This window comes from Enterobacter cloacae complex sp. I1M (assembly GCF_014982425.1).
Lineage (GTDB): Bacteria > Pseudomonadota > Gammaproteobacteria > Enterobacterales > Enterobacteriaceae > Enterobacter > Enterobacter intestinihominis.
This window is the reverse complement of sequence record NZ_JADCLG010000029.1, coordinates 164,535-190,821: the sequence shown is the minus strand read 5'-3', so window position 1 is coordinate 190,821 and position 26,287 is coordinate 164,535. Positions and strand designations below refer to the sequence as shown.

21 protein-coding genes and 1 pseudogene are annotated in these 26,287 nt (G+C 54.8%); 10 read left to right on the top strand and 12 right to left on the bottom strand.

The annotated features are described in order from the left end of the window. Positions 1 to 130: 130 nt before the first annotated feature. The 4 genes from lpdA to pdhR form a co-directional block, all read right to left on the bottom strand. The gene (gene lpdA, locus INF86_RS17915; protein ID WP_003856313.1) at positions 131 to 1,555 is read right to left on the bottom strand and encodes a dihydrolipoyl dehydrogenase; all 1,425 of its coding nucleotides are present in this window, start codon (positions 1,553 to 1,555) and stop codon (positions 131 to 133) included. Between the two features lie 175 nt (positions 1,556 to 1,730). Beyond that, positions 1,731 to 3,626 carry a pyruvate dehydrogenase complex dihydrolipoyllysine-residue acetyltransferase gene (gene aceF, locus INF86_RS17910; protein WP_022647065.1) on the bottom strand — a complete coding sequence of 632 codons (1,896 nt, stop codon included), beginning with the start codon at positions 3,624 to 3,626 and terminating at the stop codon, positions 1,731 to 1,733. 14 nt (positions 3,627 to 3,640) lie between these two features. Continuing rightward, complete coding sequence (gene aceE, locus INF86_RS17905) at positions 3,641 to 6,304, bottom strand: pyruvate dehydrogenase (acetyl-transferring), homodimeric type (RefSeq protein WP_022647064.1); 2,664 nt, start codon at positions 6,302 to 6,304, stop codon at positions 3,641 to 3,643. Positions 6,305 to 6,427: 123 nt separating this feature from the next. Next, entirely contained in the window at positions 6,428 to 7,192 is a 765-nt protein-coding gene (pdhR, locus tag INF86_RS17900; RefSeq protein WP_006173806.1) for a pyruvate dehydrogenase complex transcriptional repressor PdhR, read from the bottom strand. 537 nt (positions 7,193 to 7,729) lie between these two features. Here pdhR and aroP point away from each other — a divergent pair. The 3 genes from aroP to INF86_RS17885 all read left to right on the top strand — a co-directional run bounded on the left by aroP (position 7,730) and on the right by INF86_RS17885 (position 11,623). Beyond that, positions 7,730 to 9,100: an aromatic amino acid transporter AroP gene (gene aroP / locus INF86_RS17895; RefSeq protein ID WP_193543772.1), complete on the top strand. Its 1,371-nt coding sequence runs from the start codon at positions 7,730 to 7,732 to the stop codon at positions 9,098 to 9,100. Positions 9,101 to 9,264: 164 nt separating this feature from the next. After that, positions 9,265 to 10,662, top strand: a complete 1,398-nt coding sequence (locus tag INF86_RS17890; protein WP_022647062.1) for a glycoside-pentoside-hexuronide (GPH):cation symporter — start codon at positions 9,265 to 9,267, stop codon at positions 10,660 to 10,662. Between the two features lie 10 nt (positions 10,663 to 10,672). Beyond that, positions 10,673 to 11,623: a family 43 glycosylhydrolase gene (locus INF86_RS17885; RefSeq protein WP_105323015.1), complete on the top strand. Its 951-nt coding sequence runs from the start codon at positions 10,673 to 10,675 to the stop codon at positions 11,621 to 11,623. Positions 11,624 to 11,641: 18 nt separating this feature from the next. Here INF86_RS17885 and ampE read toward each other — a convergent pair whose 3' ends face one another. Together ampE and ampD are read right to left on the bottom strand one after the other, a co-directional pair. After that, complete coding sequence (gene ampE, locus INF86_RS17880; RefSeq protein ID WP_157508433.1) at positions 11,642 to 12,496, bottom strand: beta-lactamase regulator AmpE; 855 nt, start codon at positions 12,494 to 12,496, stop codon at positions 11,642 to 11,644. Continuing rightward, entirely contained in the window at positions 12,493 to 13,056 is a 564-nt protein-coding gene (gene ampD / locus INF86_RS17875) for a 1,6-anhydro-N-acetylmuramyl-L-alanine amidase AmpD (RefSeq protein ID WP_022647059.1), read from the bottom strand. The genes ampE and ampD overlap by 4 nt, the downstream gene beginning before the upstream one ends. Positions 13,057 to 13,143: 87 nt before the next feature. Here ampD and nadC point away from each other — a divergent pair, with 87 nt between their 5' ends. The 4 genes and pseudogenes from nadC to hofC all read left to right on the top strand — a co-directional run bounded on the left by nadC (position 13,144) and on the right by hofC (position 17,165). Further along, positions 13,144 to 14,037 (top strand): carboxylating nicotinate-nucleotide diphosphorylase, encoded by an 894-nt coding sequence (gene nadC / locus INF86_RS17870; protein ID WP_063148363.1) that lies wholly within the window; start codon positions 13,144 to 13,146, stop codon positions 14,035 to 14,037. Between the two features lie 174 nt (positions 14,038 to 14,211). After that, positions 14,212 to 14,649 carry a prepilin peptidase-dependent pilin gene (ppdD, locus tag INF86_RS17865; protein WP_023299332.1) on the top strand — a complete coding sequence of 146 codons (438 nt, stop codon included), beginning with the start codon at positions 14,212 to 14,214 and terminating at the stop codon, positions 14,647 to 14,649. 12 nt (positions 14,650 to 14,661) lie between these two features. Beyond that, a pseudogene (gene gspE / locus INF86_RS17860) lies at positions 14,662 to 15,991 on the top strand (type II secretion system protein GspE). Further along, positions 15,981 to 17,165, top strand: coding sequence for a protein transport protein HofC (hofC, locus tag INF86_RS17855; RefSeq protein ID WP_193543771.1), 1,185 nt, complete (start codon positions 15,981 to 15,983; stop codon positions 17,163 to 17,165). Before gspE ends, hofC begins: the two are co-directional and overlap by 11 nt. A 33-nt stretch (positions 17,166 to 17,198) precedes the next feature. On the opposite strand, the gene INF86_RS17850 is transcribed toward hofC, so the two are convergent. Continuing rightward, complete coding sequence (locus INF86_RS17850) at positions 17,199 to 18,242, bottom strand: GMP reductase (RefSeq protein WP_022647054.1); 1,044 nt, start codon at positions 18,240 to 18,242, stop codon at positions 17,199 to 17,201. Between the two features lie 228 nt (positions 18,243 to 18,470). Between INF86_RS17850 and coaE the strand changes: the two genes are divergently transcribed. From coaE to yacG, 3 genes are read left to right on the top strand one after another with little or no spacing between them, the layout of a single operon-like run. Then, positions 18,471 to 19,091, top strand: coding sequence for a dephospho-CoA kinase (gene coaE, locus INF86_RS17845; RefSeq protein WP_038415344.1), 621 nt, complete (start codon positions 18,471 to 18,473; stop codon positions 19,089 to 19,091). Beyond that, entirely contained in the window at positions 19,091 to 19,834 is a 744-nt protein-coding gene (zapD, locus tag INF86_RS17840; protein ID WP_022647052.1) for a cell division protein ZapD, read from the top strand. The genes coaE and zapD overlap by 1 nt, the downstream gene beginning before the upstream one ends. Positions 19,835 to 19,843: 9 nt before the next feature. After that, positions 19,844 to 20,038 carry a DNA gyrase inhibitor YacG gene (gene yacG / locus INF86_RS17835; protein ID WP_003856332.1) on the top strand — a complete coding sequence of 65 codons (195 nt, stop codon included), beginning with the start codon at positions 19,844 to 19,846 and terminating at the stop codon, positions 20,036 to 20,038. Positions 20,039 to 20,072: 34 nt separating this feature from the next. Here the strand turns inward: yacG and mutT are convergent, their stop codons facing one another. From mutT to ftsZ, 5 genes are all read right to left on the bottom strand, one after another. After that, on the bottom strand, positions 20,073 to 20,465 hold the full coding sequence (mutT, locus tag INF86_RS17830; RefSeq protein WP_032621758.1) for an 8-oxo-dGTP diphosphatase MutT: 393 nt from the start codon (positions 20,463 to 20,465) through the stop codon (positions 20,073 to 20,075). A 57-nt stretch (positions 20,466 to 20,522) separates the two neighbouring features. Beyond that, positions 20,523 to 23,228: a preprotein translocase subunit SecA gene (gene secA, locus INF86_RS17825; protein WP_193543770.1), complete on the bottom strand. Its 2,706-nt coding sequence runs from the start codon at positions 23,226 to 23,228 to the stop codon at positions 20,523 to 20,525. A 59-nt stretch (positions 23,229 to 23,287) separates the two neighbouring features. After that, entirely contained in the window at positions 23,288 to 23,791 is a 504-nt protein-coding gene (secM, locus tag INF86_RS17820; protein WP_032677334.1) for a secA translation cis-regulator SecM, read from the bottom strand. Between the two features lie 280 nt (positions 23,792 to 24,071). Next, positions 24,072 to 24,989, bottom strand: a complete 918-nt coding sequence (gene lpxC / locus INF86_RS17815) for a UDP-3-O-acyl-N-acetylglucosamine deacetylase (RefSeq protein WP_003856337.1) — start codon at positions 24,987 to 24,989, stop codon at positions 24,072 to 24,074. 101 nt (positions 24,990 to 25,090) lie between these two features. After that, a complete protein-coding gene (ftsZ, locus tag INF86_RS17810) occupies positions 25,091 to 26,242 on the bottom strand; it encodes a cell division protein FtsZ (protein ID WP_022647048.1) in 1,152 nt (383 codons plus the stop codon). Between the last annotated feature and the right edge of the window lie 45 nt (positions 26,243 to 26,287).

Here is a 26,287-nt window from a genome sequence, read left to right as displayed (position 1 = left end):
ATATAAATACACTTGCTGAATGGCATATAAATAATTGATTGATTGTCTTATTAACATTAATAGTTAGCAATTTGGAATTACTGCCAAAAAAAACGCCTCCTTCGGAGGCGTTTCGCAATCAAGAAGAAACTTATTTCTTCTTCGCTTTCGCGTTTGGCAGGTCGGTAATGCTACCTTCAAACACTTCTGCCGCCAGGCCCACGGACTCATGCAGAGTCGGGTGTGCGTGGATGGTCAGCGCGATGTCTTCTGCGTCGCAGCCCATTTCGATAGCCAGACCGATTTCACCCAGCAGCTCGCCGCCGTTGGTACCGACAATCGCACCACCGATGACGCGGTGAGTCTCTTTGTCGAAGATCAGTTTGGTCATACCGTCTGCGCAGTCGGACGCGATAGCACGGCCAGAAGCAGCCCACGGGAAGGTGGCAGTTTCGTAGCTGATGCCTTTCTCTTTCGCTTCTTTCTCAGTCAGACCAACCCATGCAACTTCTGGCTCGGTATACGCGATAGATGGGATCACTTTCGGATCGAAGTAATGCTTCATGCCGGCGATAACTTCAGCGGCAACATGACCTTCGTGAACACCTTTGTGCGCCAGCATTGGCTGACCGACGATATCGCCGATAGCAAAGATGTGCGGCACGTTGGTACGCAGCTGTTTGTCAACGCGGATGAAGCCACGGTCGTCCACTTCCACGCCAGCTTTGCCCGCGTCGAGATTTTTACCGTTCGGCACACGGCCGATAGCCACCAGCACGGCGTCGTAACGCTGTGGTTCGGATGGGGCTTTTTTGCCTTCCATGGAAACGTAAATACCGTCTTCTTTCGCTTCAACGGCAGTCACTTTGGTTTCCAGCATCAGGTTGAATTTCTTGCTGATGCGTTTGGTGAAGACTTTAACGATATCTTTGTCGGCTGCCGGGATAACCTGGTCGAACATTTCAACCACGTCGATCTCTGAACCCAGCGCATGGTACACAGTACCCATTTCCAGACCGATGATACCGCCGCCCATAACCAGCAGACGCTTAGGAACGGTTTTCAGCTCCAGCGCATCGGTGGAATCCCACACGCGTGGATCTTCATGTGGAATGAATGGCAGTTCGATTGGGCGAGAGCCTGCCGCGATGATCGCGTTGTCGAAGTTGATCACGGTTTTGCCGTTTTCGCCTTCCACTTCCAGGGTGTTCGCACCGGTGAATTTACCCAGACCGTTTACCACTTTCACTTTACGGCCTTTGGCCATACCCGCCAGACCGCCGGTCAGCTGAGTGATAACTTTCTCTTTCCAGGTACGAATTTTGTCGATATCGGTTTTCGGCTCGCCGAAGACGATACCGTGTTCAGCCAGCGCTTTGGCTTCTTCGATAACTTTCGCTACGTGCAGCAGCGCTTTAGAAGGGATACAGCCGACGTTCAGACAAACACCGCCGAGGGTGCTGTAACGTTCTACGATGACGGTTTCCAGACCTAAATCCGCGGCGCGAAATGCTGCGGAGTAACCTGCCGGGCCTGCCCCAAGTACTACGACCTGAGTTTTGATTTCTGTGCTCATCATGACCTCTTAATGTATACCCGTCGTCCACCGGGTCGTTCTATCCGCCCGTATTTTACAAAATTGTTAACAATTTTGAAACAACAAACGGCTCACGAATTATCGCTTTCACCAATAACCTCAAAAACCCCATGAGATTATCAGAAAAAAGCCGGCCGACTGGCCGGCTTTTCGATTACATCACCAGGCGGCGAATGTCGCTCAGGGTGTTGTTGATGATGGTGATGAAACGCGCACCATCAGCCCCGTCGATTACGCGGTGGTCGAAGGAGAGAGAGATTGGCATCATCAGACGCGGCACGAACTCTTTGCCATTCCACACCGGCTCCATCGCGGACTTGGACACACCGAGGATAGCCACTTCCGGCGCGTTTACAATCGGCGCGAAGTGGGTGGTACCCAGGCCGCCGATGCTGGAGATAGTGAAGCAGCCGCCCTGCATTTCGCCGGCAGTCAGCTTACCATCACGCGCTTTTTTGGAGATGGTGGTCAGTTCACGGGACAGCTCGGTAATGCTCTTCTTGTTCACGTCTTTGAAGACCGGAACCACCAGACCATTTGGCGTATCAACCGCAACACCGATGTTGATGTATTTCTTCAGCGTCAGCTTCTGGCCGTCTTCGGACAGGGAGCTGTTGAAGCGTGGCATCTGCTCAAGGGCAGCGGCAACGGCCTTCATGATAAAGACCACTGGGGTGAACTTCACGTCCAGCTTACGCTTCTCAGCTTCGGCGTTCTGCTGTTTACGGAACGCTTCCAGATCGGTGATATCGGTCTTGTCGAAGTGCGTAACGTGCGGGATCATCACCCAGTTACGGCTCAGGTTAGCACCAGAGATTTTCTGGATACGGCCCAGCTCCACTTCTTCGATTTCACCGAACTTGCTGAAGTCCACTTTCGGCCATGGCAGCATGCCCGGGATACCGCCGCCAGCTGCTGCTGCAGGTGCAGCTTCGGCGCGTTTCACCGCGTCTTTCACGTAAGCCTGAACGTCTTCGCGCAGGATACGACCTTTACGGCCGGTGCCCTTCACTTTCGCCAGGTTCACACCGAATTCGCGCGCCAGGCGACGAATCAGCGGAGTCGCGTGGACGTAAGCGTCGTTTTCAGCGAACTCAGATTTTTCTGCTTTAGCAGCAGGGGCAGCAGCAGGTTTAGCAGCCTGAGCCGGTGCAGCAGCAGGTGCCGGAGCAGCCGCGGCAGCCGGAGCGGCGGCAGGCGCTGCGCCTTCCACTTCGAAGACCATGATCAGAGAGCCGGTAGACACTTTGTCGCCGGTGCTGATTTTGATCTCTTTAACGGTACCGGCGAACGGCGCAGGCACTTCCATAGAAGCTTTGTCGCCTTCAACGGTGATCAGTGACTGTTCAGCGGCAACTTTGTCGCCCACTTTCACCATCACTTCGGTCACTTCAACTTCGTCACCGCCGATATCCGGTACGTTAACGTCTTTCGCGCCGCCAGCAGCCGCTGGTGCAGCGGCCGGAGCCGGAGCAGCAGCCTGAGCAGGCGCAGCGGCAGGTGCTGCACCCGCCACTTCGAAGACCATGATCAGCGAGCCGGTAGACACTTTGTCACCGGTGTTGATCTTGATCTCTTTAACGGTACCGGCGAACGGTGCTGGCACTTCCATAGAGGCTTTGTCGCCTTCTACGGTGATCAGTGACTGCTCAGCCGCAACGGTGTCGCCCACTTTCACCAGGATTTCGGTAACTTCAACTTCGTCACCGCCGATATCAGGCACATTTACTTCTTTCGCTGCCGCGGCCGCTGCTGGAGCAGCAGCAGGAGCGGCTTCTTTCTTCTCTTCCTGCGCAGGTGCAGCAGCTGCTGCACCGTCGGCGGAATCGAAAATCATGATCAGTTTGCCAGTCTCGGTTTTATCGCCAACAGAGACTTTGATCTCTTTAACGATGCCAGCCTGAGGAGACGGGACTTCCATAGAGGCTTTGTCGCCTTCTACGGTGATCAGCGACTGTTCAGCTTCAACTTTGTCGCCTACTTTGACCAGGATCTCGGTGATTTCAACTTCATCAGCCCCGATGTCCGGTACATTGATTTCGATAGCCATTATTCTTTTACCTCTTACGCCAGACGCGGGTTAACTTTATCTGCATCGATGTTGAATTTGGTGATTGCGTCCGCAACCACTTTCTTATCGATTTCGCCACGTTTAGCCAGTTCGCCCAGTGCTGCTACAACCACGTAGGAAGCATCAACTTCGAAGTGGTGACGCAGGTTTTCGCGGCTGTCAGAACGACCGAAGCCGTCAGTACCCAGTACGCGATAATCATCAGCTGGAACGTAAGTACGAACCTGCTCAGCGAACAGTTTCATATAGTCAGTAGACGCCACCGCTGGCGCGTCGTTCATCACCTGAGCGATGTACGGAACGCGTGGGGTTTCCATTGGGTGCAGCATGTTCCAGCGCTCACAATCCTGGCCATCACGCGCCAGTTCAGTGAAGGAGGTCACAGAGTACACATCGGAACCCACACCGTAGTCTTTCGCCAGGATCTGCGCTGCTTCACGAACGTGACGCAGGATAGAACCGGAGCCCAGCAGCTGAACTTTACCTTTGCTACCTTCGATGGTTTCGAGTTTGTAGATACCTTTACGGATACCTTCCTCGGCACCTGCTGGCATTGCCGGCATGTGGTAGTTTTCGTTCAGGGTGGTGATGTAGTAGTAAACGTTCTCTTGCGCTTCACCGTACATGCGCTGCAGACCGTCATGCATGATGACTGCCACTTCGTACGCGTAAGACGGGTCGTAAGAGATACAGTTAGGGATAGTCAGAGACTGAATGTGGCTGTGACCATCTTCGTGCTGCAGACCTTCACCGTTCAGGGTCGTACGACCAGAAGTACCACCGATCAGGAAGCCGCGAGCCTGCTGGTCGCCTGCCTGCCAGCACAGATCACCGATACGCTGGAACCCGAACATGGAGTAGTAGATGTAGAACGGGATCATCGGCAGGTTGTTGGTGCTGTAAGAGGTCGCAGCAGCCAGCCAGGATGCGCCTGCGCCCAGCTCGTTGATACCTTCCTGCAGGATCTGACCTTTCTCGTCTTCTTTGTAGTATGCAACCTGCTCACGGTCCTGCGGGGTGTACTGCTGGCCGTTCGGGCTGTAGATACCGATCTGACGGAACAGACCTTCCATACCGAAAGTACGCGCTTCGTCGGCGATGATTGGAACCAGACGATCTTTGATTGACTTGTTCTTCAGCATCACGTTCAGGGCACGAACGAAAGCGATAGTGGTAGAGATCTCTTTGTTCTGCTCTTCCAGCAGCTGAGAGAAGTCTTCCAGGGCTGGCAGTTCCAGCTTCTCGGTGAAGTTAGGCTGACGAGCAGGCAGGTAGCCTTTCAGCGCCTGACGACGTTCGTGCAGGTACTTGTGCTCTTCAGACCCTTCCGGGAAGGTGATGTAAGACAGGTTTTCTACCTGCTCATCGGTCACTGGAACGTTGAAACGGTCGCGGATATAACGCACGCCGTCCATGTTCATTTTCTTAACCTGGTGAGCGATGTTTTTACCTTCTGCGGTATCACCCATGCCGTAACCTTTGATGGTGTGGGCCAGGATCACAGTCGCTTTACCTTTGGTTTCCTGCGCTTTTTTCAGTGCAGCGTAAACTTTCTTCGGATCGTGACCACCGCGGTTCAGCGCCCAGATCTGCTCGTCAGTCCAGTCTGCAACCAGGGCTGCGGTTTCAGGATATTTGCCGAAGAAGTGCTCACGAACGTAGGCACCGTCTTTGGATTTGAAGGTCTGGTAGTCGCCGTCAACGGTTTCGTTCATCAGCTGGATCAGTTTACCGCTGGTGTCTTTACGCAGCAGCTCATCCCACCGACCGCCCCACATGACTTTGATCACGTTCCAGCCTGCACCCGCGAAGATGCCTTCCAGTTCGTTAATGATCTTGCCGTTACCGGTTACCGGACCATCCAGACGTTGCAGGTTACAGTTGATGATGAAGCACAGGTTGTCCAGCTTCTCACGGGTCGCGATGGTGATCGCGCCTTTAGATTCTGGCTCATCCATTTCACCGTCGCCCAGGAAGGCGTAAACGGTCTGCTCAGAGGTGTCTTTCAGACCACGGTGTTCCAGGTACTTCAGGAATTTAGCCTGATAGATTGCACCAATTGGACCCAGACCCATAGATACGGTCGGGAACTGCCAGAACTCAGGCATCAGTTTAGGGTGCGGATAAGAAGACAGACCCTTACCGTGAACTTCCTGACGGAAGTTGTTCATCTGCTCTTCAGTCAGACGACCTTCCAGGAAGGCACGTGCATAGATGCCCGGAGAGATGTGGCCCTGGAAGTACACCAGATCGCCGCCGTCTTTCTCGTTGGCTGCACGGAAGAAGTGGTTGAAGCACACTTCGTAAACGGTCGCAGAGGACTGGAAGGACGCCATGTGGCCACCCAGTTCCAGATCTTTCTTGGATGCGCGCAGAACGGTCATGATAGCGTTCCAGCGGATAGCAGAACGGATACGGCGTTCCAGATCCAGATTGCCCGGATATTCCGGTTCGTCTTCGACGGCAATCGTGTTTACGTAGTTGCTAGCCCCTGCACCTGAAGCCACTTTCACGCCGCCTTTGCGCGCTTCTGAAAGCAGCTGATCAATCAGATACTGAGCACGCTCAACACCTTCTTCACGGATGACCGATTCGATCGCCTGTAGCCAGTCGCGAGTTTCGATCGGATCCACGTCATTTTGGAGACGTTCTGACATGGGGGTATTCCTTATCTATCTAATACGTTGATTTGTCTGGAACCTGTCCCATTGTGCTCTCGGTTAAGAACACAATAAGACAGGTTCTGCGTTTAGTTGCCGCGCTCTAAAAGTACCTGGCGCTTAATCCTTTCGTTGCTGTATGCGGCGCAATGAACGCTCGCGACGCGATTGTTCACGGCTGCGGTCCAGCAAGATTTCCTCAATGAAAGCCAGATGGCGGTGCGACGCTTCACGCGCCTGCTCCGGTTCCCCGGCCATTATCGCCTCGAATACTCGGGTGCGATGGTTGCTTACCAGCGGGAGCATCTCCCGACGGGCATACAACAATTCAAAATTCTGACGAACGTTCTGGGCCAGCATGGGCTCCATGCAGCGTAGCAGATGGAGGAGCACCACGTTGTGCGCTGCTTCGGTGACGGCAATTTGATACTGGACAACGGCGCTGGATTCGGCGTCTAAGTCGCCGGACTGCTGTGCCCGTTCAATGGCCTGATGCAGCTCGCGAATACGTACGCGGTCTTCATCAGTGCTGCGAAGGGCGGCGTAATAGGCCGCGATACCTTCCAGCGCGTGACGGGTCTCAAGCAGATCAAACTGGGATTCTGGGTGGTCAGAGAGAAGTTCTACCAGCGGGTCGCTGAAGCTCTGCCACAGGCTGTTTTGCACAAAGGTTCCGCCACCCTGACGACGGAGCAACAGGCCCTTTGCTTCGAGACGTTGAATCGCCTCACGCAGAGAGGGGCGTGAAACGTCGAACTGTTTTGCCAGCTCGCGTTCTGGCGGGAGTTTCTCGCCCGGGCGCAGTGTCCCTTCGAGAATCAAAAACTCCAGCTGCTGCTCAATCACATCGGAAAGTTTTGGTTGGCGAATTTTGCTGTAGGCCATATTCCCTGTCTTACGCCTTTTTGCCCGGAGTCAATTGGTCTTACCAATTTCATGTTCGTATCGCTAAAGTAACAAAGTATTCACCTTCTGTCCATATTGGTTTTGATTGAAATCAGGAAACCCGGCACATTTTAACAACCTTACAGAACTAACGTTTCAGGAATGTAACTTTGCACAAATGAAATGGTTACTCCCAAAGGGGCAGTTTTAACCATATTTAAACGAGGGATTTTGCAATCTGAAGCGATTCAACAAGGCAAAATATGAAAATTCGTCCACTTATGACGCATTTCTATTCTATAGGTTGGGGTATGAGGGGTTAACGTACCGATTTACAATTGGTTTCTTTTTATTCAAGTCGTCATCATCCCTTCATAAAGCAGGTGCATTCGCTGGCACTTACCACTATTCTGGCGCTAACGGAAGCCATCTCCGCTTTTTTCGGTATCGTTAACCGTAAAGAAATAAATACAGAATATGGACTTTCATAATTACACACGCACAGCGTGAACATAACAACCACACACGAGGTTTCAAATGGAAGCTCAACAGCATGGCGATCAGCTAAAGCGCGGCCTTAAAAACCGCCATATTCAGCTCATCGCCCTGGGCGGTGCTATTGGTACTGGCCTGTTTCTGGGCAGTGCGTCCGTTATCCAGTCGGCCGGTCCGGGCATTATTCTGGGTTACGCAATTGCAGGTTTCATTGCGTTTTTGATTATGCGCCAGTTAGGGGAAATGGTCGTTGAGGAGCCGGTTGCAGGCTCTTTTAGCCACTTTGCCTATAAATACTGGGGCAGCTTTGCGGGCTTCGCCTCTGGATGGAACTACTGGGTTCTTTACGTGCTGGTTGCTATGGCGGAACTCACCGCCGTCGGTAAATACATTCAATTCTGGTACCCGGAGATCCCCACCTGGGCGTCTGCGGCAGTCTTCTTCGTGCTGATCAACGCCATCAACCTGACCAACGTGAAAGTGTTTGGGGAAATGGAGTTCTGGTTCGCCATTATCAAAGTAATTGCCGTTGTAGCGATGATCATTTTTGGCGGCTGGCTGCTCTTCAGCGGCAACGGTGGCCCGCAGGCAACCGTGCGCAACCTCTGGGAACAGGGCGGGTTCCTGCCGCACGGCATGACCGGCCTGGTAATGATGATGGCGATCATTATGTTCTCCTTCGGCGGTCTGGAGCTGGTGGGCATCACCGCCGCGGAAGCCGACAACCCGGAGCAGAGCATCCCGAAAGCCACAAATCAGGTTATCTACCGTATTCTGATCTTCTACGTGGGCTCCCTGGCGGTCCTGCTCTCCCTGCTGCCATGGACACGCGTCACGGCGGATACCAGCCCGTTTGTGCTGATCTTCCACGAGCTGGGCGACACCTTCGTGGCGAACGCGCTTAACGTCGTAGTGCTGACCGCCGCGCTCTCTGTTTATAACAGCTGCGTTTACTGCAACAGCCGTATGCTGTTCGGCCTGGCGCAACAGGGCAACGCACCGAAAGCGCTGCTTACCGTTGATAAACGTGGCGTACCGGTTAACACCATTATCGTGTCGGCGGTCGTGACGGCGCTTTGCGTTCTGATTAACTACCTGGCACCGGAATCGGCCTTCGGCCTGCTGATGGCGTTGGTGGTTTCCGCGCTGGTGATCAACTGGGCGATGATTAGCCTCGCGCACATCAAGTTCCGCCGCGCCAAGCAGCAGCAGGGCGTAACCACGCGCTTCCCTGCCCTGCTCTATCCGCTGGGGAACTGGGTTTGCCTGCTGTTCATGGCGGCCGTGCTGGTCATCATGCTCATCACGCCAGGCATGGCGATTTCCGTCTACCTCATCCCGGTGTGGATTGCGATCCTCGGCGTGGGCTATATGGTGAAACAGAAAAATACCAAAACGGTGAAAGCGCACTAAGTGTTTTCTCGCTGTACCCGCGGTTGCGGGTACAGCGTCTTGTTACCTTCCTCACAAATTCACGCCAACAGCAAAATCCTCCATATCACCGCCCTTATATTGCAACGCATATATCCGTTTGCCAGCGAATAATTCTCTCCATACCGAAACCCGGAGATCTGTCGATGGATAACAACAAACTGTCAGTAAAAGAAAAGATCGGCTATGGCATGGGTGACGCCGGATGCAACATTATCTTTGGCGCCATCATGTTATTTGTTAACTATTTTTATACGGATATTTTTGGTCTGGCGCCTGCGCTGGTTGGGGTACTGCTGCTGTCCGTTCGCGTGATTGACGCCGTAACGGACCCAATCATGGGCGCGATTGCCGACCGTACCCGCAGCAAATATGGCCGATTTCGTCCATGGCTACTGTGGATTGCCTTCCCCTATGCGCTGTTCAGCATCCTGATGTTCACCACCCCAGAGTGGAGCTATAACAGCAAAGTTATCTATGCATTTGTCACCTACTTCCTGCTGTCGCTGACCTATACCGCCATCAACATTCCGTACTGCTCGCTCGGTGGCGTGATCACCAACGACCCGAAAGAGCGCGTTGCCTGCCAGTCCTATCGTTTTGTTATGGTCGGTATCGCCACGCTGCTGCTGTCACTTACGCTCCTGCCAATGGCCGACTGGTTCGGTGGGGATAACAAAGCCAAAGGCTACCAGATGGCGATGACCGTGCTGGCGCTGATTGGTACCTGCATGTTCCTGTTCTGCTTCGCCACGGTGCGCGAGCGCGTTCGCCCGGCGGTACAAACCCATGACGAACTGAAAAACGACCTGAAGGATGTGTGGAAGAATGACCAGTGGGTGCGCATCCTGCTTCTGACGCTCTGCAACGTCTGCCCGGGCTTTATCCGCATGGCGGCCACCATGTATTACGTCACCTGGGTAATGGGGCAAAGCACCCATTTCGCCACGCTGTTTATCAGCCTGGGCGTTGTCGGCATGATGTTCGGCAGTATGCTGGCGAAAGTGCTGACCGACCGCTGGTGCAAGCTGAAGGTCTTCTTCTGGACCAACATCGCGCTGGCGATTTTCTCCTGCGCCTTCTACTTCTTCGACCCGAAAGCGACGACAACCATTGTTGTGCTTTACGTCCTGCTGAATATCCTGCACCAGATCCCATCCCCTCTGCACTGGTCACTGATGGCCGACGTGGACGACTACGGTGAATGGAAAACCGGGAAACGTATCACCGGGATAAGCTTTTCCGGCAACATCTTCTTCCTGAAGCTGGGTCTGGCGATTGCCGGGGCGATGGTTGGCTTCCTGCTCTCCTGGTACGGTTATGACGCGGGCGCAAAAGCGCAGAGCGCGGATGCCATCAACGGCATTGTGCTGCTCTTTACCGTCATTCCTGGCATTGGATATTTAATTACCGCGGGCGTTGTACGTCTGCTGAAAGTGGACCGTGAGACCATGAAGCAAATCCAGTCCGATCTGGAGAAGCGTCGCACCAACTATCGTGAACTGAGCGACTATCAGGAATTTAAAGCCGCTGAGACTAAATAAGGAAAGCCGAATGCAAACCTGGCCAAACCCGTTTATTGAACAACGCGCCGACCCGTATATCCTGCGTCACGAAGGACAATATTACTTTATCGCCTCCGTGCCGGAGTATGACCGGCTGGCGATCCGCCGCGCGGACTCGCTGGAAGATTTAGACAATGCCGAAGAGGTAGTTGTCTGGCGCAAGCCCGACACTGGCCCGATGAGCCAGCTGATCTGGGCACCGGAACTGCATCATATCGACGGCAAGTGGTACATCTACTTTGCCGCCACACATACCCAGGCGCTCGACGAACTCGGGATGTTCCAGCATCGCATGTTCGCCATTGAATGCGCAGATCGCGATCCGCTCACCGGTACATGGGTGGAAAAAGGGCAAATCAAAACCCCGTTTGACACCTTCGCGCTGGATGCCACTACCTTTGTGCATCAGGGCAAACGCTGGTATCTGTGGGCGCAAAAAGCCCCGGACATTTCCGGTAACTCCAATCTTTACCTGTGTGAAATGGAAAATCCGTGGACGCTGAAAGGCGAGCCGGTGATGCTCAGTAAACCGGAATATGACTGGGAGTGCCGCGGATTCTGGGTCAACGAAGGCCCGGCGGTGCTGTTCCATGGCGATAAGCTATTTATCAGCTATTCCGCCAGCGCCACCGACGAGAATTACTGCATGGGATTACTGTGGATAGACGTAGATGCCGATCCGCAAAACCCGGCTAACTGGCATAAATCCCCGCGCCCGGTGTTCGTCACCAGCTACGAAAACCGTCAGTATGGACCAGGCCATAACAGCTTTACGCAGACGCCGGAAGGCGACGATGTGCTGGTCTACCACGCGCGAAACTACACTGAAATTGAAGGCGATCCGCTTTACGATCCGAATCGCCACACTCGCCTGAAGCTCGTCCGCTGGGACGACAACGGGATGCCTGATTTCGGCATCCCGCCTGCGGATACGCTGTAACGGCTTCGGCGCGCTGGGTCAGACCAGCGTGCCGTAAATCGTCAGCAACGCCACAATCACCACCACCACAAACGACGTTTTTTTCGCCATCGAGACGGCAGCTTTAGGCGTTTCGACTTTGTTCGTGTGCGGCTCGCGAGCCAGCGAGAATTGAGCCAGTCGGGTTAAGACCTGATACTGCGCGGTATGGCGGTCTGCAAGGGAGGCAAACCACGCTGGCAACGCCTTTTCACCGTGACCGATGAGGGCATAGACCACGCCGACCAGTCGCACCGGAAGCCAGTCGAGCACGTGCAGAATGGCATCAATGCCGGACTGGAGACGTTCATGCGGCGTAAGGTAGCGGGCAAGCCAGGTCTGCCAGGCGCGCAGAAAAGCATAGCCCATCAGCAGTACCGGTCCCCATTGACCGCCCACCACAAACCAGAACAGCGGCGCCAGGTAGTAACGGAAGTTAATCCACAGCAGCGCGTTTTGTAGCTCGCGCAGAAATTCGCGTTCATCGCAGTCCGGCGGTACGCCGTGGATCATCGTCAGCTCGCTCGCCATCGCGCCGCGCGCGTGGACATCATCCCGGGAAGCAGCTTTCAGATACGCGTGATAGTGCAAACGCACCTTGCCCGCGCCAATACACAACACGCCCAGCAGTATCCATACCACCAGCAGCGGCACGTTGAAAAAGAGGCCGTAAAGTGAGCGTAGCAACAGGAACGTAATCACCATCACACCTGCCGTCATAAGCAGCGTGCGTAGCATGGAAAAATGCCTGATCCGGCGGAATAACACTTCCAGCCGATGATCCAGATGCCAGTGCTCGCCGAGCTTAAACAGGCGTTCGGCGATCATAACCAGCAGCATGGTAAACAACGTCATGTTATCTCCTTATCTGACGACGTGGTAAGCATGGCGTGAAACCGGGACCAGTCAAACGCCGGGCCGGGGTCGGTTTTTCTTTCGGGGGCGATGTCGCTGTGCCCCGTAATATTGTCTGCAATGGCGGGATAAAGCCCCACTAAAGTTTGCGTCACAGCAACCAGTTTCTGATATTGCGCATCGGTGTAAGGCGTGGTGTCCGTTCCTTCCAGTTCAATTCCAATGGAGAAATCATTGCACCGCTCGCGCCCCTGATACATCGACACGCCGGCATGCCAGGCTCGCTTATCAAAAGGAACATACTGAACCACTTCGCCATCACGGCGGATCAGGCAGTGCGCCGATACGCGCAAATGCGCAATCTCAGCAAAGTAAGGATGAGCATCGGGATCTATCGTTCCTGTGAATAACGCGTCGATCCACGGACCGCCAAACTCACCTGGCGGGAGACTTATGTTGTGAACCACCAGCAGTGTGGGCTTTTCATCCTCCGGGCGGCAATCGTGGTGCGGCGACGGTACATGTCGCGCGTCCACCAGCCATCCGTTTTCTAACAACATGCTGGAACTCCTTATCTATGGTGCTGTTACTCGGTTCAGAGTAGCATGTTTCAATATTATGATTCGTTACCAATTTGGAGTTTTATCATGCCGCCTCGCCGCTATAACCCCGACCACCGACGTGACGCGCTTCTGGAACGTATTAATAGTGATATCCCGGCAAGCGTTGCCCATGCCCTGAGAGAAGACCTCGGCGGTGACGTCAGCGCCGATAACGATATTACCGCCCAATTGTTGTCAAAAGAGACACGGTCGCACGCGGTAGTCATCACCCGCGAAGCGGGGGTTTTCTGCGGCAAACGCTGGGTTGAGGAGGTCTTTACCCAGCTGGCGGGCGACGAGGTGCAGGTAACATGGCACGTTGAGGACGGTGATGCGGTCACGGCAAATCAGCCACTGTTCGAGCTGGACGGCCCGTCCCGCGTCTTGCTGACCGGTGAACGCACCGCGCTCAATTTTGTGCAAACGCTCTCTGGCGTTGCCAGTGAAGTACGCCGCTACGTTGACCTGCTGGCAGGCACCCGCACGCAGCTGCTGGATACCCGTAAAACCCTGCCGGGCCTGCGCACCGCGCTGAAATACGCCGTGCTCTGCGGCGGTGGCGCCAACCATCGTCTGGGGCTATCCGATGCCTTCCTGATCAAAGAGAACCACATTATTGCCTCTGGCTCGGTACGTCAGGCCGTGGAAAAAGCCTTCTGGCTGCATCCGGATGTGCCGGTCGAAGTGGAAGTGGAAACGCTGGATGAGCTGGACGAGGCCATTAAAGCGGGGGCTGACATCATCATGCTCGATAACTTCGACACGGAGCAGATGCGTGAAGCGGTCAAACGCACAAACGGCCAGGCGCAGCTTGAGGTGTCCGGCAACGTGACGTTCGACACCCTCCGCGAATTTGCTGAAACCGGCGTCGATTATATCTCCGTTGGCGCCCTGACCAAGCACGTACGTGCCCTGGACCTCTCGATGCGCTTCAAATAACTGATCTTCCCCTCTCCGCCCGGAGAGGGGAAATACGAAACCGCTCGCAATTACGCTGTCCTTCTCTGCAACACTGAATCATTTCCCTGAAAGCCCTTTCACGTTCGCGCTTTTGCCCCTCGTTTCTGCGCGCCGACACTGCCACAGTAGCGCCACTTAACGTAAGGAGCAGATATGAACAGACAACAAGGATTTACCCTGATTGAGCTAATGGTGGTCATTGGCATTATTGCCATCCTGAGCGCGATTGGCATCCCGGCTTATCAGAACTACCTGCGAAAAGCAGCGCTCACCGATATGCTGCAAACGTTCATCCCCTACCGCACCGCTATTGAGCTTTGCGCCCTGGATCGTGGTGGTGTGGATCGCTGCGACGCAGGAACCAATGGCATCCCCTCCCCGACAACCACGCGTTACGTTTCAGCGATGAGCGTGGCGAAGGGGGTCGTATCGTTAACAGGACAGGAGAGTCTTAACGGACTTGAAGTGCTCATGACACCGATCTGGAGCGACGGTAACGGTATGACGGGCTGGACGCGTGCCTGCAACATTGCGTCCGACACGGCGCTCAGACAAGCCTGTGAAGATGTTTTCCGCTTCGACAACAACTGACAGGAGTGGACAATGAACACCGAACAGCTTATGACGCTCTGTCAGCGCCATCACGCACTGCTACTCGCAAGCGACACCGAGATGATCAGCATTGCGGTGGTGGGTAATCCTGCCTCTGAGCTGATGGAAGCGTTACGCTTCGCCACGCAGAAACGTATTGATATTGAGTGCTGGACGGCCGAACGGATGGAAAAACGGCTTCAGTCCCTCTCATCATCACACCTGCCGGGAATAGCGCCAAACTCAGCCGCTGACGTGCTCAGTACAACGTTGCAGCAGGCAGTGAACCAGCGGGCTTCTGACATCCATATTGAACCGACGGAGCACGGCTACCAGATCCGTTTGCGAATCGACGGTGTTCTCTACCCGCAACCGCCGGTTTCCGCCGCCCTCGGTACGACGCTTGCCGCAGGACGGTCAGTTTACGGTGGAGCTGGCAAGCGTCCCCGTCTCTTTTCGTATCGCAACCCTTCCCTGTAGCGGTGGAGAAAAAATCGTGCTTCGTCTGCTTCACCAGGTGCAGCAGGCACTGGAGCTTGAACTGCTGGGGATGAGTGCAGACCAGCAGGCCCGTTTTGCCGGGGCGCTTAACAGCCCTCAGGGGTTGATTCTGGTCACCGGCCCGACCGGTAGCGGGAAAACGGTGACGCTGTACAGTGCGTTACAGGCGCGAAATACCCCTGACGTTAATATTTGCAGCGTGGAAGATCCCGTTGAAATCCCGCTTGCAGGCTTAAACCAGACGCAGATTAATCCGCGCGCGGGGCTGACCTTCCAGAGCGTGCTGCGTGCCCTGCTCAGGCAGGATCCTGACATCATTATGGTGGGTGAAATTCGTGACGGCGAAACGGCAGAAATTGCCATTAAGGCGGCGCAAACCGGGCATCTGGTGCTGTCCACCCTCCATACTAATTCGACGACTGAAACGCTGGTACGGCTGCAACAGATGGGCGTCGCGCGCTGGATGATCTCTTCTGCGCTCTCGATGGTGATTGCCCAGCGGCTGGTGCGTCGTTTATGCCCGTACTGCCGACAGGAAGCCAGCCGCCACACCGAATTACCTCGCACGCTGTGGCCCCGGCAGCTTCCTCGCTGGCAACCCACCGGTTGCGAGCGCTGCTACCACGGTTTTTATGGTCGCGTAGCCATTTTTGAAGTGCTCGTCATCGACGACACGCTGCGGCAGGCCATCGCCAGCGGAGCAAGCACGGAGGTGATTGGTTCAAGCGCTCGTCAGGCGGGAATGACATCTTTGTTTGAGCACGGCTGCATGGCCGTGGAGCAAGGGCTGACCACGCTCGAAGAGCTGTTGCGCGTCCTGGGAATGCCCGATGGCTGCTAATTCGCTCTGGCGCTGGCGTGCCCTGACCACCGAGGGGGAGGTGCAAACCGGCACCCTCTGGGCCATCGACCGTAACGCAGCTTACACGGCTCTGGTGCTTAAACAACTGCACCCGCTGGCGCTAAAACGCTGCCAGCAGCGCCACCGATGGCAGGTGCAGCACTGCTACGATATTTTTCGCCAGCTCGCCACGCTGCTACAGGCCGGACTCACGCTGTCCCAAAGCCTGCACATGCTGGCGGAACAGCATCCTTTGAAGCACTGGCAGGCGCTGCTGCACAGTCTTGCTGATGACCTGAGCGAAGGTTGCGCCCTGTCAGAGGCCATGAAGAAATGGCCAGAGGTGTTTAGCCCCCTTTATGTCTCGATGGTGAAGACGGGTGAGCTGACGGGTAAGCTCGAAGCCTGCTGCCGTCAGCTTGCGCTGCAGCAAAAATCCCAGCAGCAGCTCAGTGCAAAGGTGAAGAAAGCGCTGCGCTATCCGCTGATCATCCTGACGCTGGCCGTTTTCGTGGTGCTGGCGATGGTAACGCTGGTTTTGCCTGAGTTTGCTGCAATCTACAAAACATTCAACACCCCGCTCCCTATGCTCACGCAGGCAGTCATGGGGCTGGCGGCCCTGGTTCAGGCGCATATGCTCACCCTTTTGGCCCTGCTCGTGGCAATGGTTGTCATCGCCTGTAAGCTGCGGCGGCATCCGCGCTGGCAGTACGTCCTGTTACATGTACCGGTGATGGGCACGCTGATGCGTGGGCAAAAACTGGGGCAAATTTTTACCGTGCTGTCATTAACCCAGCAGGCTGGAATTGCCTTTTTACAAGGAGTGGAGAGTGTGGAGGAGACCGTTGAGAGTGGCTATTGGCAGGAGAAACTCCGTGAGATACGCAGCGATATCGAACAGGGGATGCCCGTGTGGTCCTCCTTCCAGAAGGCCTCTGTTTTTACACCACTGTGTATTCAGCTCATTCGCACCGGAGAAGTGTCGGGTTCACTGGATGTGATGCTGATGAATCTGGCCCGCCATCATACGGAACAGACATTTCAGCAGGCAGACAATCTGGCGGCGCTTCTTGAGCCTTTGCTACTGGTCGTGACAGGTCTGATTATTGGCACGCTGGTGGTGGCGATGTATCTGCCGATTTTCCATCTGGGGGATGCAATGAGCGCGGGGTAATGCTGGCGCACGGACGCGCGCCAGCCGTAGCCGTCAGAGGCTATTAAATACGCGGTTTTCCTGCTCCTGAACGCGGATAAACGTCGTGCGTTTAGTCAGCTCTTTCAGGCGGGAAGCCCCCACGTAGGTGCAGGCAGAACGCAGACCGCCGAGGATATCGCGCGCCGTGTTTTCGACCGGGCCACGCAGTGGCAGCTTAACGGTTTTGCCTTCCGCCGCACGGTATTTCGCGACACCACCCACGTGACGGGTCATCGCAGATTCAGAGCTCATTCCGTAGAACAGCATGAATTTCTCACCGTTCTCTTCCACCACTGTACCGCCGCTCTCTTCGTGGCCTGCCAGCATGCCGCCGAGCATCACGAAGTCCGCGCCGCCGCCGAAGGCTTTCGCCACATCGCCTGGCATGGTGCAGCCACCGTCGCTGATGATCTGGCCGCCCAGACCGTGCGCGGCGTCAGCGCATTCAATTACCGCAGACAGCTGCGGATAACCCACACCGGTTTTCACGCGCGTGGTGCAAACGGACCCCGGGCCAATGCCTACTTTCACAATGTCGGCCCCGGAGAGGATCAGCTCTTCACACATTTCACCGGTCACCACGTTGCCCGCGATGATGGTTTTGGTTGGCCAGGCTTCACGCGCCTTGCTGACGAACTGGACGAAATGCTCGGAATAACCATTTGCCACGTCAATGCAGACAAAATTCAGCGCCGGATTGGCGTTCAGGATCTGTTTGGTTTTCTCGAAATCTGCATCAGACGTACCGGTCGAGACCATCACATGCTTCACCACGTCAGCCGAGGCGGAGGCGACAAACGCATTCCACTCCTCAGGGCTGTAGTGTTTATGTACCGCAGTAAGGATGTCGAATTGCGCCAGCGCGGTCGCCATCTCGAAGGTCCCGACGGTGTCCATGTTGGCCGCGATAATCGGCACGCCAGACCACGTCTGACCGGAATGCTTAAAGGTGAATTGACGTTCGAGTTCAACGTCTGAGCGACTTTTCAGTGTAGAGCGTTTAGGGCGGATAAGAACGTCTTTGAAACCTAACTTCAGATCTTCTTCAATACGCATGTGCGGATTCCTGGGGTTAGAGGCAAATATATTAAAAGCACAACTCCAGTGACGCTATCATACGCACTAATACCTGCTCCGCAAGACTGCGAAATTCTCTTTTTTTACGCTACAATCCTATAAATTTACCTGGTAAAAAGCGGGTAAAGAGAGCTAAACATTGGCTGTTGTAAGTTTGAATTTTAAGCAACTGATTTTAAAACTGAATAATTCCCAGGATCTGATTTAATGGGGTATATCGTCGCATTAACCGGCGGCATCGGTAGTGGTAAAAGCACCGTTGCGCACGCGTTTGCTCGTCTCGGCATCACGATTATCGACGCCGATATCATTGCCCGTCAGGTGGTAGAACCCAATACACCCGCCTTAAACGCCATCGAAGCGCATTTTGGTCGCCGTGTGATACAGGCTGACGGCACCCTGAATCGTCGGCAGCTGCGTGAGTGCATATTTTCCGATCCGGCGGAAAAAGCCTGGCTTAATGCCCTGCTCCACCCCATTATCCACCATGAAACTCAGCGTCAGATTGCCGCAGCCAGTTCGCCCTATGTGTTGTGGGTGATCCCGTTACTGGTGGAAAATCAGCTACAGAATAAGGCGGACAGAACGCTGGTGATTGACGTTTCCCGCGAAACGCAAATCCAGAGAACCATGGCGCGTGACCATGTTTCACGCGAGCATGCTGAACAAATTCTTGCCGCACAGGCCACGCGCGAAGCGCGCCTCGCCGTTGCGGATGATGTTATTGATAATAACGGCGCACCAGATGCCATTGCATCGGATGTTGCTCGTCTGCACGCGAAGTATCTGACCTTCGCCGCGCAGGCCGTTGCACAGGAAAAACCATAATGTCGACTCATATCCTTTTTGAGCATCCGCTTAACGAAAAAATGCGTACCTGGCTACGCATAGAATTTCTTATTCAACAACTTTCACAACATCTGCCCGTCAACGATCACGCCACCGCGCTGCATTTTTTCCGCAACGTGGGCGATCTGCTGGATGTGATTGAACGCGGCGATGTCCGCACTGAGCTGTTGAAAGAGCTGGAGCGCCAGCAGCGTAAATTACAGGCCTGGGCCGAAGTACCGGGCGTAGATAAAAGTCGAATTGACGCTTTACGCCAGCAGCTAAAAAACAGCAGCGCGACGCTGATGGCCGCGCCGCGCGTTGGACAATTTTTACGCGAGGACCGTCTGATTGCGCTGGTGCGTCAGCGTCTGAGCATACCGGGCGGTTGCTGTAGCTTTGACCTTCCAACGCTGCATATGTGGCTGCACATGCCGCAGGAACAGCGCGATCGCCAGGTGAACAGCTGGATGGGCAGTCTGGAGCCGATGAATCAAACGTTATCCCTGATCCTCGATCTTGTGCGTAACTCTGCCCCGTTCCGCAAGCAGACCAGTCTCAACGGTTTTTATCAGGATAACGGCGACGACGCCGATCTTCTGCGTTTGAATCTCTCTCTTGGCGAGCAGCTTTACCCGCAAATTTCCGGACATAAAAGCCGTTTCGCGATCCGCTTTATGCCGCTGGACAGTGAGCATGGCACCGTGCCGGAACGCCTCGATTTTGAACTGGCCTGTTGTTAAGGAGTGCCGATGTCTGACGTAACCACCGTAAACTGCCCAACCTGTGGGAAAACTGTCGTCTGGGGAGAAGTGAGTCCATTTCGCCCATTCTGCTGCAAACGCTGTCAACTTATAGACCTGGGCGAATGGGCGGCGGAAGAGAAACGCATTCCGAGCGAAGGCGATCTCTCGGATAGCGATGACTGGAGCGAAAACCAGCAGTAACATTTAAAGCCTGCTGGCGCTTCGCTTAGCAGGCCTACGGTTGTGCGACCAGCCGGAGGATCACAGGCTCATTGGCAGGCGGGAATTTTTCCGCATCGCTGGCCTGAAGCTCAATCCAGTTACCCGGCTGCCCCTCTTTTCCCCATGGCTCACCTTCCCAGTTTTCCACCAGCCAGAACCAGAGCGTGATGTGCCTGTCCGGAAACTGGTACTCCAGCTTATCGAACAGCGTTGCATCAAGCGGGGTGATCCCCACCTCTTCCTGAAGCTCACGCACCAGCGCCTGCTCCGGCGTTTCACCTGATTCGATTTTCCCGCCGGGGAATTCCCATTTGTTGGCCATATGCGCATCGGCGGCACGTTGGGTAATGAAGATCTGGTTTTGCGGGTTGCGAATGATCCCGACAGCAATTTGCAGTGTTTTCATCATGTCACGTCCATAAAAAAGGCGCAGATATCTGCGCCTTTTCGGTTTGTTATGTTCTTAGCTCAGGCGGCCGTGGCACGCCTTGTATTTTTTGCCGGAACCGCATGGGCACGGATCGTTACGACCGACTTTACGATCGCCCGTCTGCGCTGCGATTGCCGCTGCGGCTTCGCTCTCATCGGTCTGATGACTCAGCTGCTGCATCTGTGCCAGACGCTCAGCTTCTTCACGACGCTGCTGCTCCATCGCTTCCACTTCTTCCGGCATACGCACCTGAACTTTGCTCAGGGTACTGATGACTTCATACTTCAGCGACTCCAGCATGGCAGCAAACATGGAGAAGGATTCACGCTTGTACTCCTGCTTCGGATCTTTCTGCGCATAACCACGCAGGTGGATACCCTGACGCAGGTAGTCCATTGCCGCCAGGTGCTCTTTCCACAGGGAGTCCAGGGTCTGCAACATTACGCCTTTCTCGAAGTGACGCATCATCTCAGCGCCAACCACTTCTTCCTTACGCTTATAGACGTCCAGCGCGGTTTCGTAGATACGCTCGCGCAGGGTCTCTTCGTGCAGCTCAGGCTCTTTGTCCAGCCACTCTTTGATTGGCAGTTCGAGGTCGAAGTCGTTTTTCAGACGTTCCTGCAGGCCTTCGATATCCCACATCTCTTCCAGAGACTGCGGTGGAATGTGCGCGTCGATAGTGGCTTTGAACACATCTTCGCGAATGCTGTTGATGGTTTCGCTCACGTCGGACACGTCCAGCAGTTCGTTACGCTGGGTATAGATTGCACGACGCTGGTCGTTGGCAACGTCATCATATTCCAGCAGCTGCTTACGAATATCGAAGTTGCGGCTTTCTACTTTACGCTGGGCGTTGGCAATCGCTTTGGTAACCCACGGGTGCTCGATCGCTTCGCCAGGTTTCATGCCCAGTTTACGCATCATGCCGGACACACGGTCAGAGGCGAAAATACGCATCAGCGCATCTTCCATGGACAGATAGAAGCGGGAAGAACCGGCATCACCCTGACGGCCCGCACGACCGCGCAGCTGGTTATCGATACGACGAGATTCATGACGCTCGGTACCAATGATGTGCAGACCACCGGATGCCAGCACCGCGTCGTGACGCACCTGCCAGTCGGCTTTTATCTGCGCGATTTGCTCCGGGGTTGGGTTTTCCAGCTCGGCCACTTCGGCCTGCCAGCTACCGCCGAGCATAATATCGGTACCACGACCCGCCATGTTGGTAGCGATGGTTACGGCAGCCGGGTAACCCGCCTGCGCAACGATATCTGCTTCTTTAGCGTGGAACTTGGCGTTCAGCACGTTGTGCTTGATGCCCGCCTTGGTCAGCTCGTTAGACACCACTTCAGATTTCTCGATGGAGATGGTCCCCACCAGAACCGGCTGGCCCTTCGCGGTACGATCGCGAATATCTTCGATGATCGCCTGGATTTTTTCCGCTTCGGTCATGTATACCAGGTCCGGCATATCCTTACGGATCATTGGACGGTTGGTTGGTACAACCACGGTATCCAGCTTATAGATGGAGCTAAACTCAAACGCTTCGGTATCTGCGGTACCGGTCATCCCCGCCAGCTTCTCGTACAGACGGAAGTAGTTCTGGAAGGTGATAGACGCCAGCGTCTGGTTTTCGTTCTGAATATCCACGCCTTCTTTCGCTTCCACGGCCTGGTGCAGACCATCGGACCAGCGACGTCCCTGCATAGTACGACCGGTGTGTTCATCGACGATGATGACTTCACCGTCTTTAACGATGTAGTCAACGTCGCGGGTGAACAGGGCGTGCGCGCGCAGTGCAGCCGTTACGTGGTGCATCAGCATAATGTTGCTCGGGGAGTACAGAGACTCGCCCTCTTCCATAATGCCTTCAGCCACCAGCAGCTCTTCGATTTTCACCAGGCCGCGTTCGGTCAGGTTGACCTGACGCGCTTTTTCATCCACGGAGAAGTGACCTTCACCCTGGAAAGTATCGGAGTCTTCTTTCTCCTGACGCAGCAGGTGTGGAATGATTTTGTCGACTTTACGGTACATCTCGGAGCTGTCTTCGGCCGGGCCGGAGATGATCAGCGGGGTACGCGCTTCATCGATCAGAATGGAGTCAACCTCATCCACCAGCGCATAGTGCAGTTTACGCTGGACGCGCTCTTCAGGGCTGAACGCCATGTTGTCACGCAGGTAGTCGAAGCCGTATTCGTTGTTGGTGCCGTAGGTGATGTCCGCGTTGTAGGCTTCACGCTTCGCAGGTGCCGGCAGGCCGGACATGTTAATGCCCACGGTCATGCCGAGGAATTCGAACAGTGGACGGTTATTTTCGGCGTCGCGTTGCGCCAGATAGTCGTTGACGGTAACAACGTGAACGCCCTTACCCGTCAGCGCATTCAGGTAAGCCGGCAGCGTTGCAGTCAGGGTTTTACCTTCACCGGTACGCATTTCCGCGATGCAGCGCTCGTTGAGCACCATCCCGCCCAGCAGCTGCACGTCGAAGTGACGCATGCCGAACACGCGTTTACTGGCCTCACGTACTACGGCAAAGGCTTCCGGGATCAGGCTTTCTAAGGTTTCGCCTTTCTCCAGACGCGTACGGAACTCCGCGGTTTTTGCTTTCAGTTCATCATCAGAGAGCTTCTCCATCGCCGGTTCCATACCGTTGATGACGTTCACAGCTTTGCGCATGCGGCGCAGGGTACGATCGTTACGACTACCAAAAACTTTGGTTAATAATTTGATTAGCATAATAAATTCTCAAACGCCCCAGTCGGGCAGATAAATTAAGGTATTGAAAAAGGGTTAATTTAGCTGAGGCGTTGAGGCCCGGCACGGATGCCGTGAACCTGGCTAATCCAGGTCGAAACAGAGAAGGATGCGGGGGAAACAAAAGCAGTTTGCGCCGTCTGACTCACGGTCACAGGCGGCTGGTTGTCCTGCGTCAGAAGCGCATTGAGCGTATCGAGCAGAGCAAGGTGCTGAGCCTGGACCGGCAGCGTTTCTTCAGCAACAGGCATCGTCTGCGGCGCCATCGCGAACGACAGATGGCGAATAACCGTGCGAATCGCGTGTTGCTGCCAGTAATCAACGGAGAAATTGGGACGACGGCTGGCTTCAAGCCATGCGAGATTAGTGAAGTTAACCCGCGTGGTGAGATCGTGCTTGGTCGTCGTGGAACGTGCTGGGGTTGCCGCGTCTGCGCTGTTGCTGAGCACAGGCAAGCCGAGACTCGCCGCGACCATCCCCAATAAGAGATGCGGCCAGAAGTAACGTCTGCCAAATTGTCGCCAGCGCGTCAGTATTCCGCTCACTTGCTCCACCACGTTCGCCCGCCAGTGCAGGCTGAGTTCAGTTATTCTTTTTTAGCGCCCAGATATTACCACTAAAGCCAATACACGACAGCAGGAATGACACCTTGCAGCAGGTAAAAACGGTCATTAATGCAGCGAACACACCGTTATTTGGCACCCAACACAGGCCAGGGGTGAGAGAGACAAATCCAGAAAGGGCAGAAATAAAAACGACTGGCTTCCCTGGTCGGAGAGAGTACCAGGTGAACCAGTCGCTTTTCTTACGAAACGGCTTTAACCGTTACGCCAGGACCATAGTCGGGGCTTTGAACGCCAGCGGCAGTTCAGCTTCGTCTTCGAAGGTCACATATTCCCAGGCTTCCTGTTTTGCCAGGACGGCCTGCAACAGTTTGTTGTTCAGTGCATGACCGGATTTAAACGCGGTAAAGGCACCAATGATGTTGTGACCACACATGAAGAGGTCGCCGATCGCGTCCAGCATTTTGTGACGAACAAATTCATCTTCAAAACGCAGACCGTCTTCGTTCAGTACGCGATAATCGTCAACAACGATGGCACAATCGAAGCTGCCGCCCAGGCACAGGCCGCGGGATTGCAGATATTCGATATCACGCATAAAGCCGAAGGTACGTGCTCGGCTGATCTGACGCATGAACGCATCCGCAGAGAAGTTCATCGCATAGCGCTGGGTGCTGGAGTCAATCGCCGGATGGTTAAAATCGATGGTGAAGTCCAACGAGAAACCATTGTACGGTTTGAATTCAGCCCATTTGTCGCCATCTTCGACGCGAACGGTCTCTTTAATGCGAACAAATTTCTTCGCGCAGTTCAGTTCTTCGATGCCGGCATCCAGCAACAAATAAACGAACGGAGCAGCACTCCCGTCCATGATCGGGATTTCTGGCGCATCGACTTCAACCATAATGTTGTCGATACCCAGACCCGCCAGGGCGGCGTTCAGGTGCTCTACGGTAGAAATCCGCACGTCATGCTCGTTCACCAGACAAGTACAGAGCATAGTATCACGCACAGATTTGGCATCGGCCGGAAAATCTACCGGTGGATTCAAGTCGGTGCGACGATAGATGACCCCGGTATTGGCCGGCGCAGGGCGTAACGTCAGTGTGACTTTCTTGCCGGTATGTAAACCGACACCCGTCGCCTGAACGATACGTTTAAGTGTCCTTTGTTTGATCATCGTATAATCTCGCCAAATTAACTATCCAACCGAGAGTGTATATCACTAACGGTGGGCCAGTTTAGCACAAAGAGCGCAAATCCCCAAATTCCAGCCAATTCTTAGTCAGCTTGCTTACGCAGGAACGCCGGGATATCCAGATAATCTGGCTCTTTTGCCGTTTGTGGAGTCGGGTCGTTCACCACTTTCGCAGCCGGTTTTTGCTCCTGAGTCAGAGGCGACATACCGTGCTGCTGGTAACGATCCATCACCGGTTGCTGAGTCTGTTTGTTGGTCACGAGGGTGATCTCAGGACGCTTGTCCATACCGATACCGGTGGCCACAACGGTCACACGCAGTTCGTCGTTCATTTCCGGGTCAAGGGACGTACCGATAACAACGGTAGCGTTGTCAGAGGCGAATGCACGGATGGTGTTACCCACGGTTTCGAACTCATCCAGACGCAGGTCAAAGCCAGCGGTAATGTTGACCAGCACGCCGCGCGCGCCAGACAGATCGATATCTTCCAGCAGTGGAGAAGAGATCGCCATTTCAGCGGCTTCTTCCGCACGGTCTTCACCGCTCGCCACGCCAGAGCCCATCATCGCGTAGCCCATCTCGGACATCACTGTGCGAACGTCTGCAAAGTCAACGTTCATCAGGCCAGGACGGGTAATCAGTTCAGCGATACCCTGAACCGCGCCTTTCAGCACGTCGTTTGCCGCGCCAAAGGCGTCCAGCAGAGAGATACCGCGACCCAGCACTTTCAGCAGCTTGTCGTTCGGAATGGTAATCAGAGAGTCCACGTGCTTGGACAGCTCGGTGATACCCTGCTCCGCGAAAGCCATACGCTTCTTACCTTCAAAGTTGAAAGGCTTGGTCACGACAGCAACGGTCAGAATACCTAAATCTTTAGCGACTTCCGCCACAACGGGTGCTGCACCGGTACCTGTACCGCCGCCCATACCCGCTGCGATGAAGACCATGTCTGCACCGTCCAGTGCAGCGCGCAGCGCTTCACGATCTTCTTCAGCCGCGTTGCGGCCCACTTCCGGGTTAGCCCCTGCTCCCAGACCTTTGGTGATGCCACCACCGATCTGAATCGTCTGGCCAACAGCCGTTTTACGCAGCGCCTGCGCATCGGTGTTCACCGCGAAGAATTCAACACCTTCGATGCGCTCGCGCACCATGTGCTCTACGGCGTTACCGCCGCCGCCACCGACGCCGATGACTTTAATCACCGCGTCGTTGGTTAATTCCATAGGTTCAAACATAATCTCTCTCTCCGTTGTGCCTGTCGCCCGAGACCGCTAATTCTC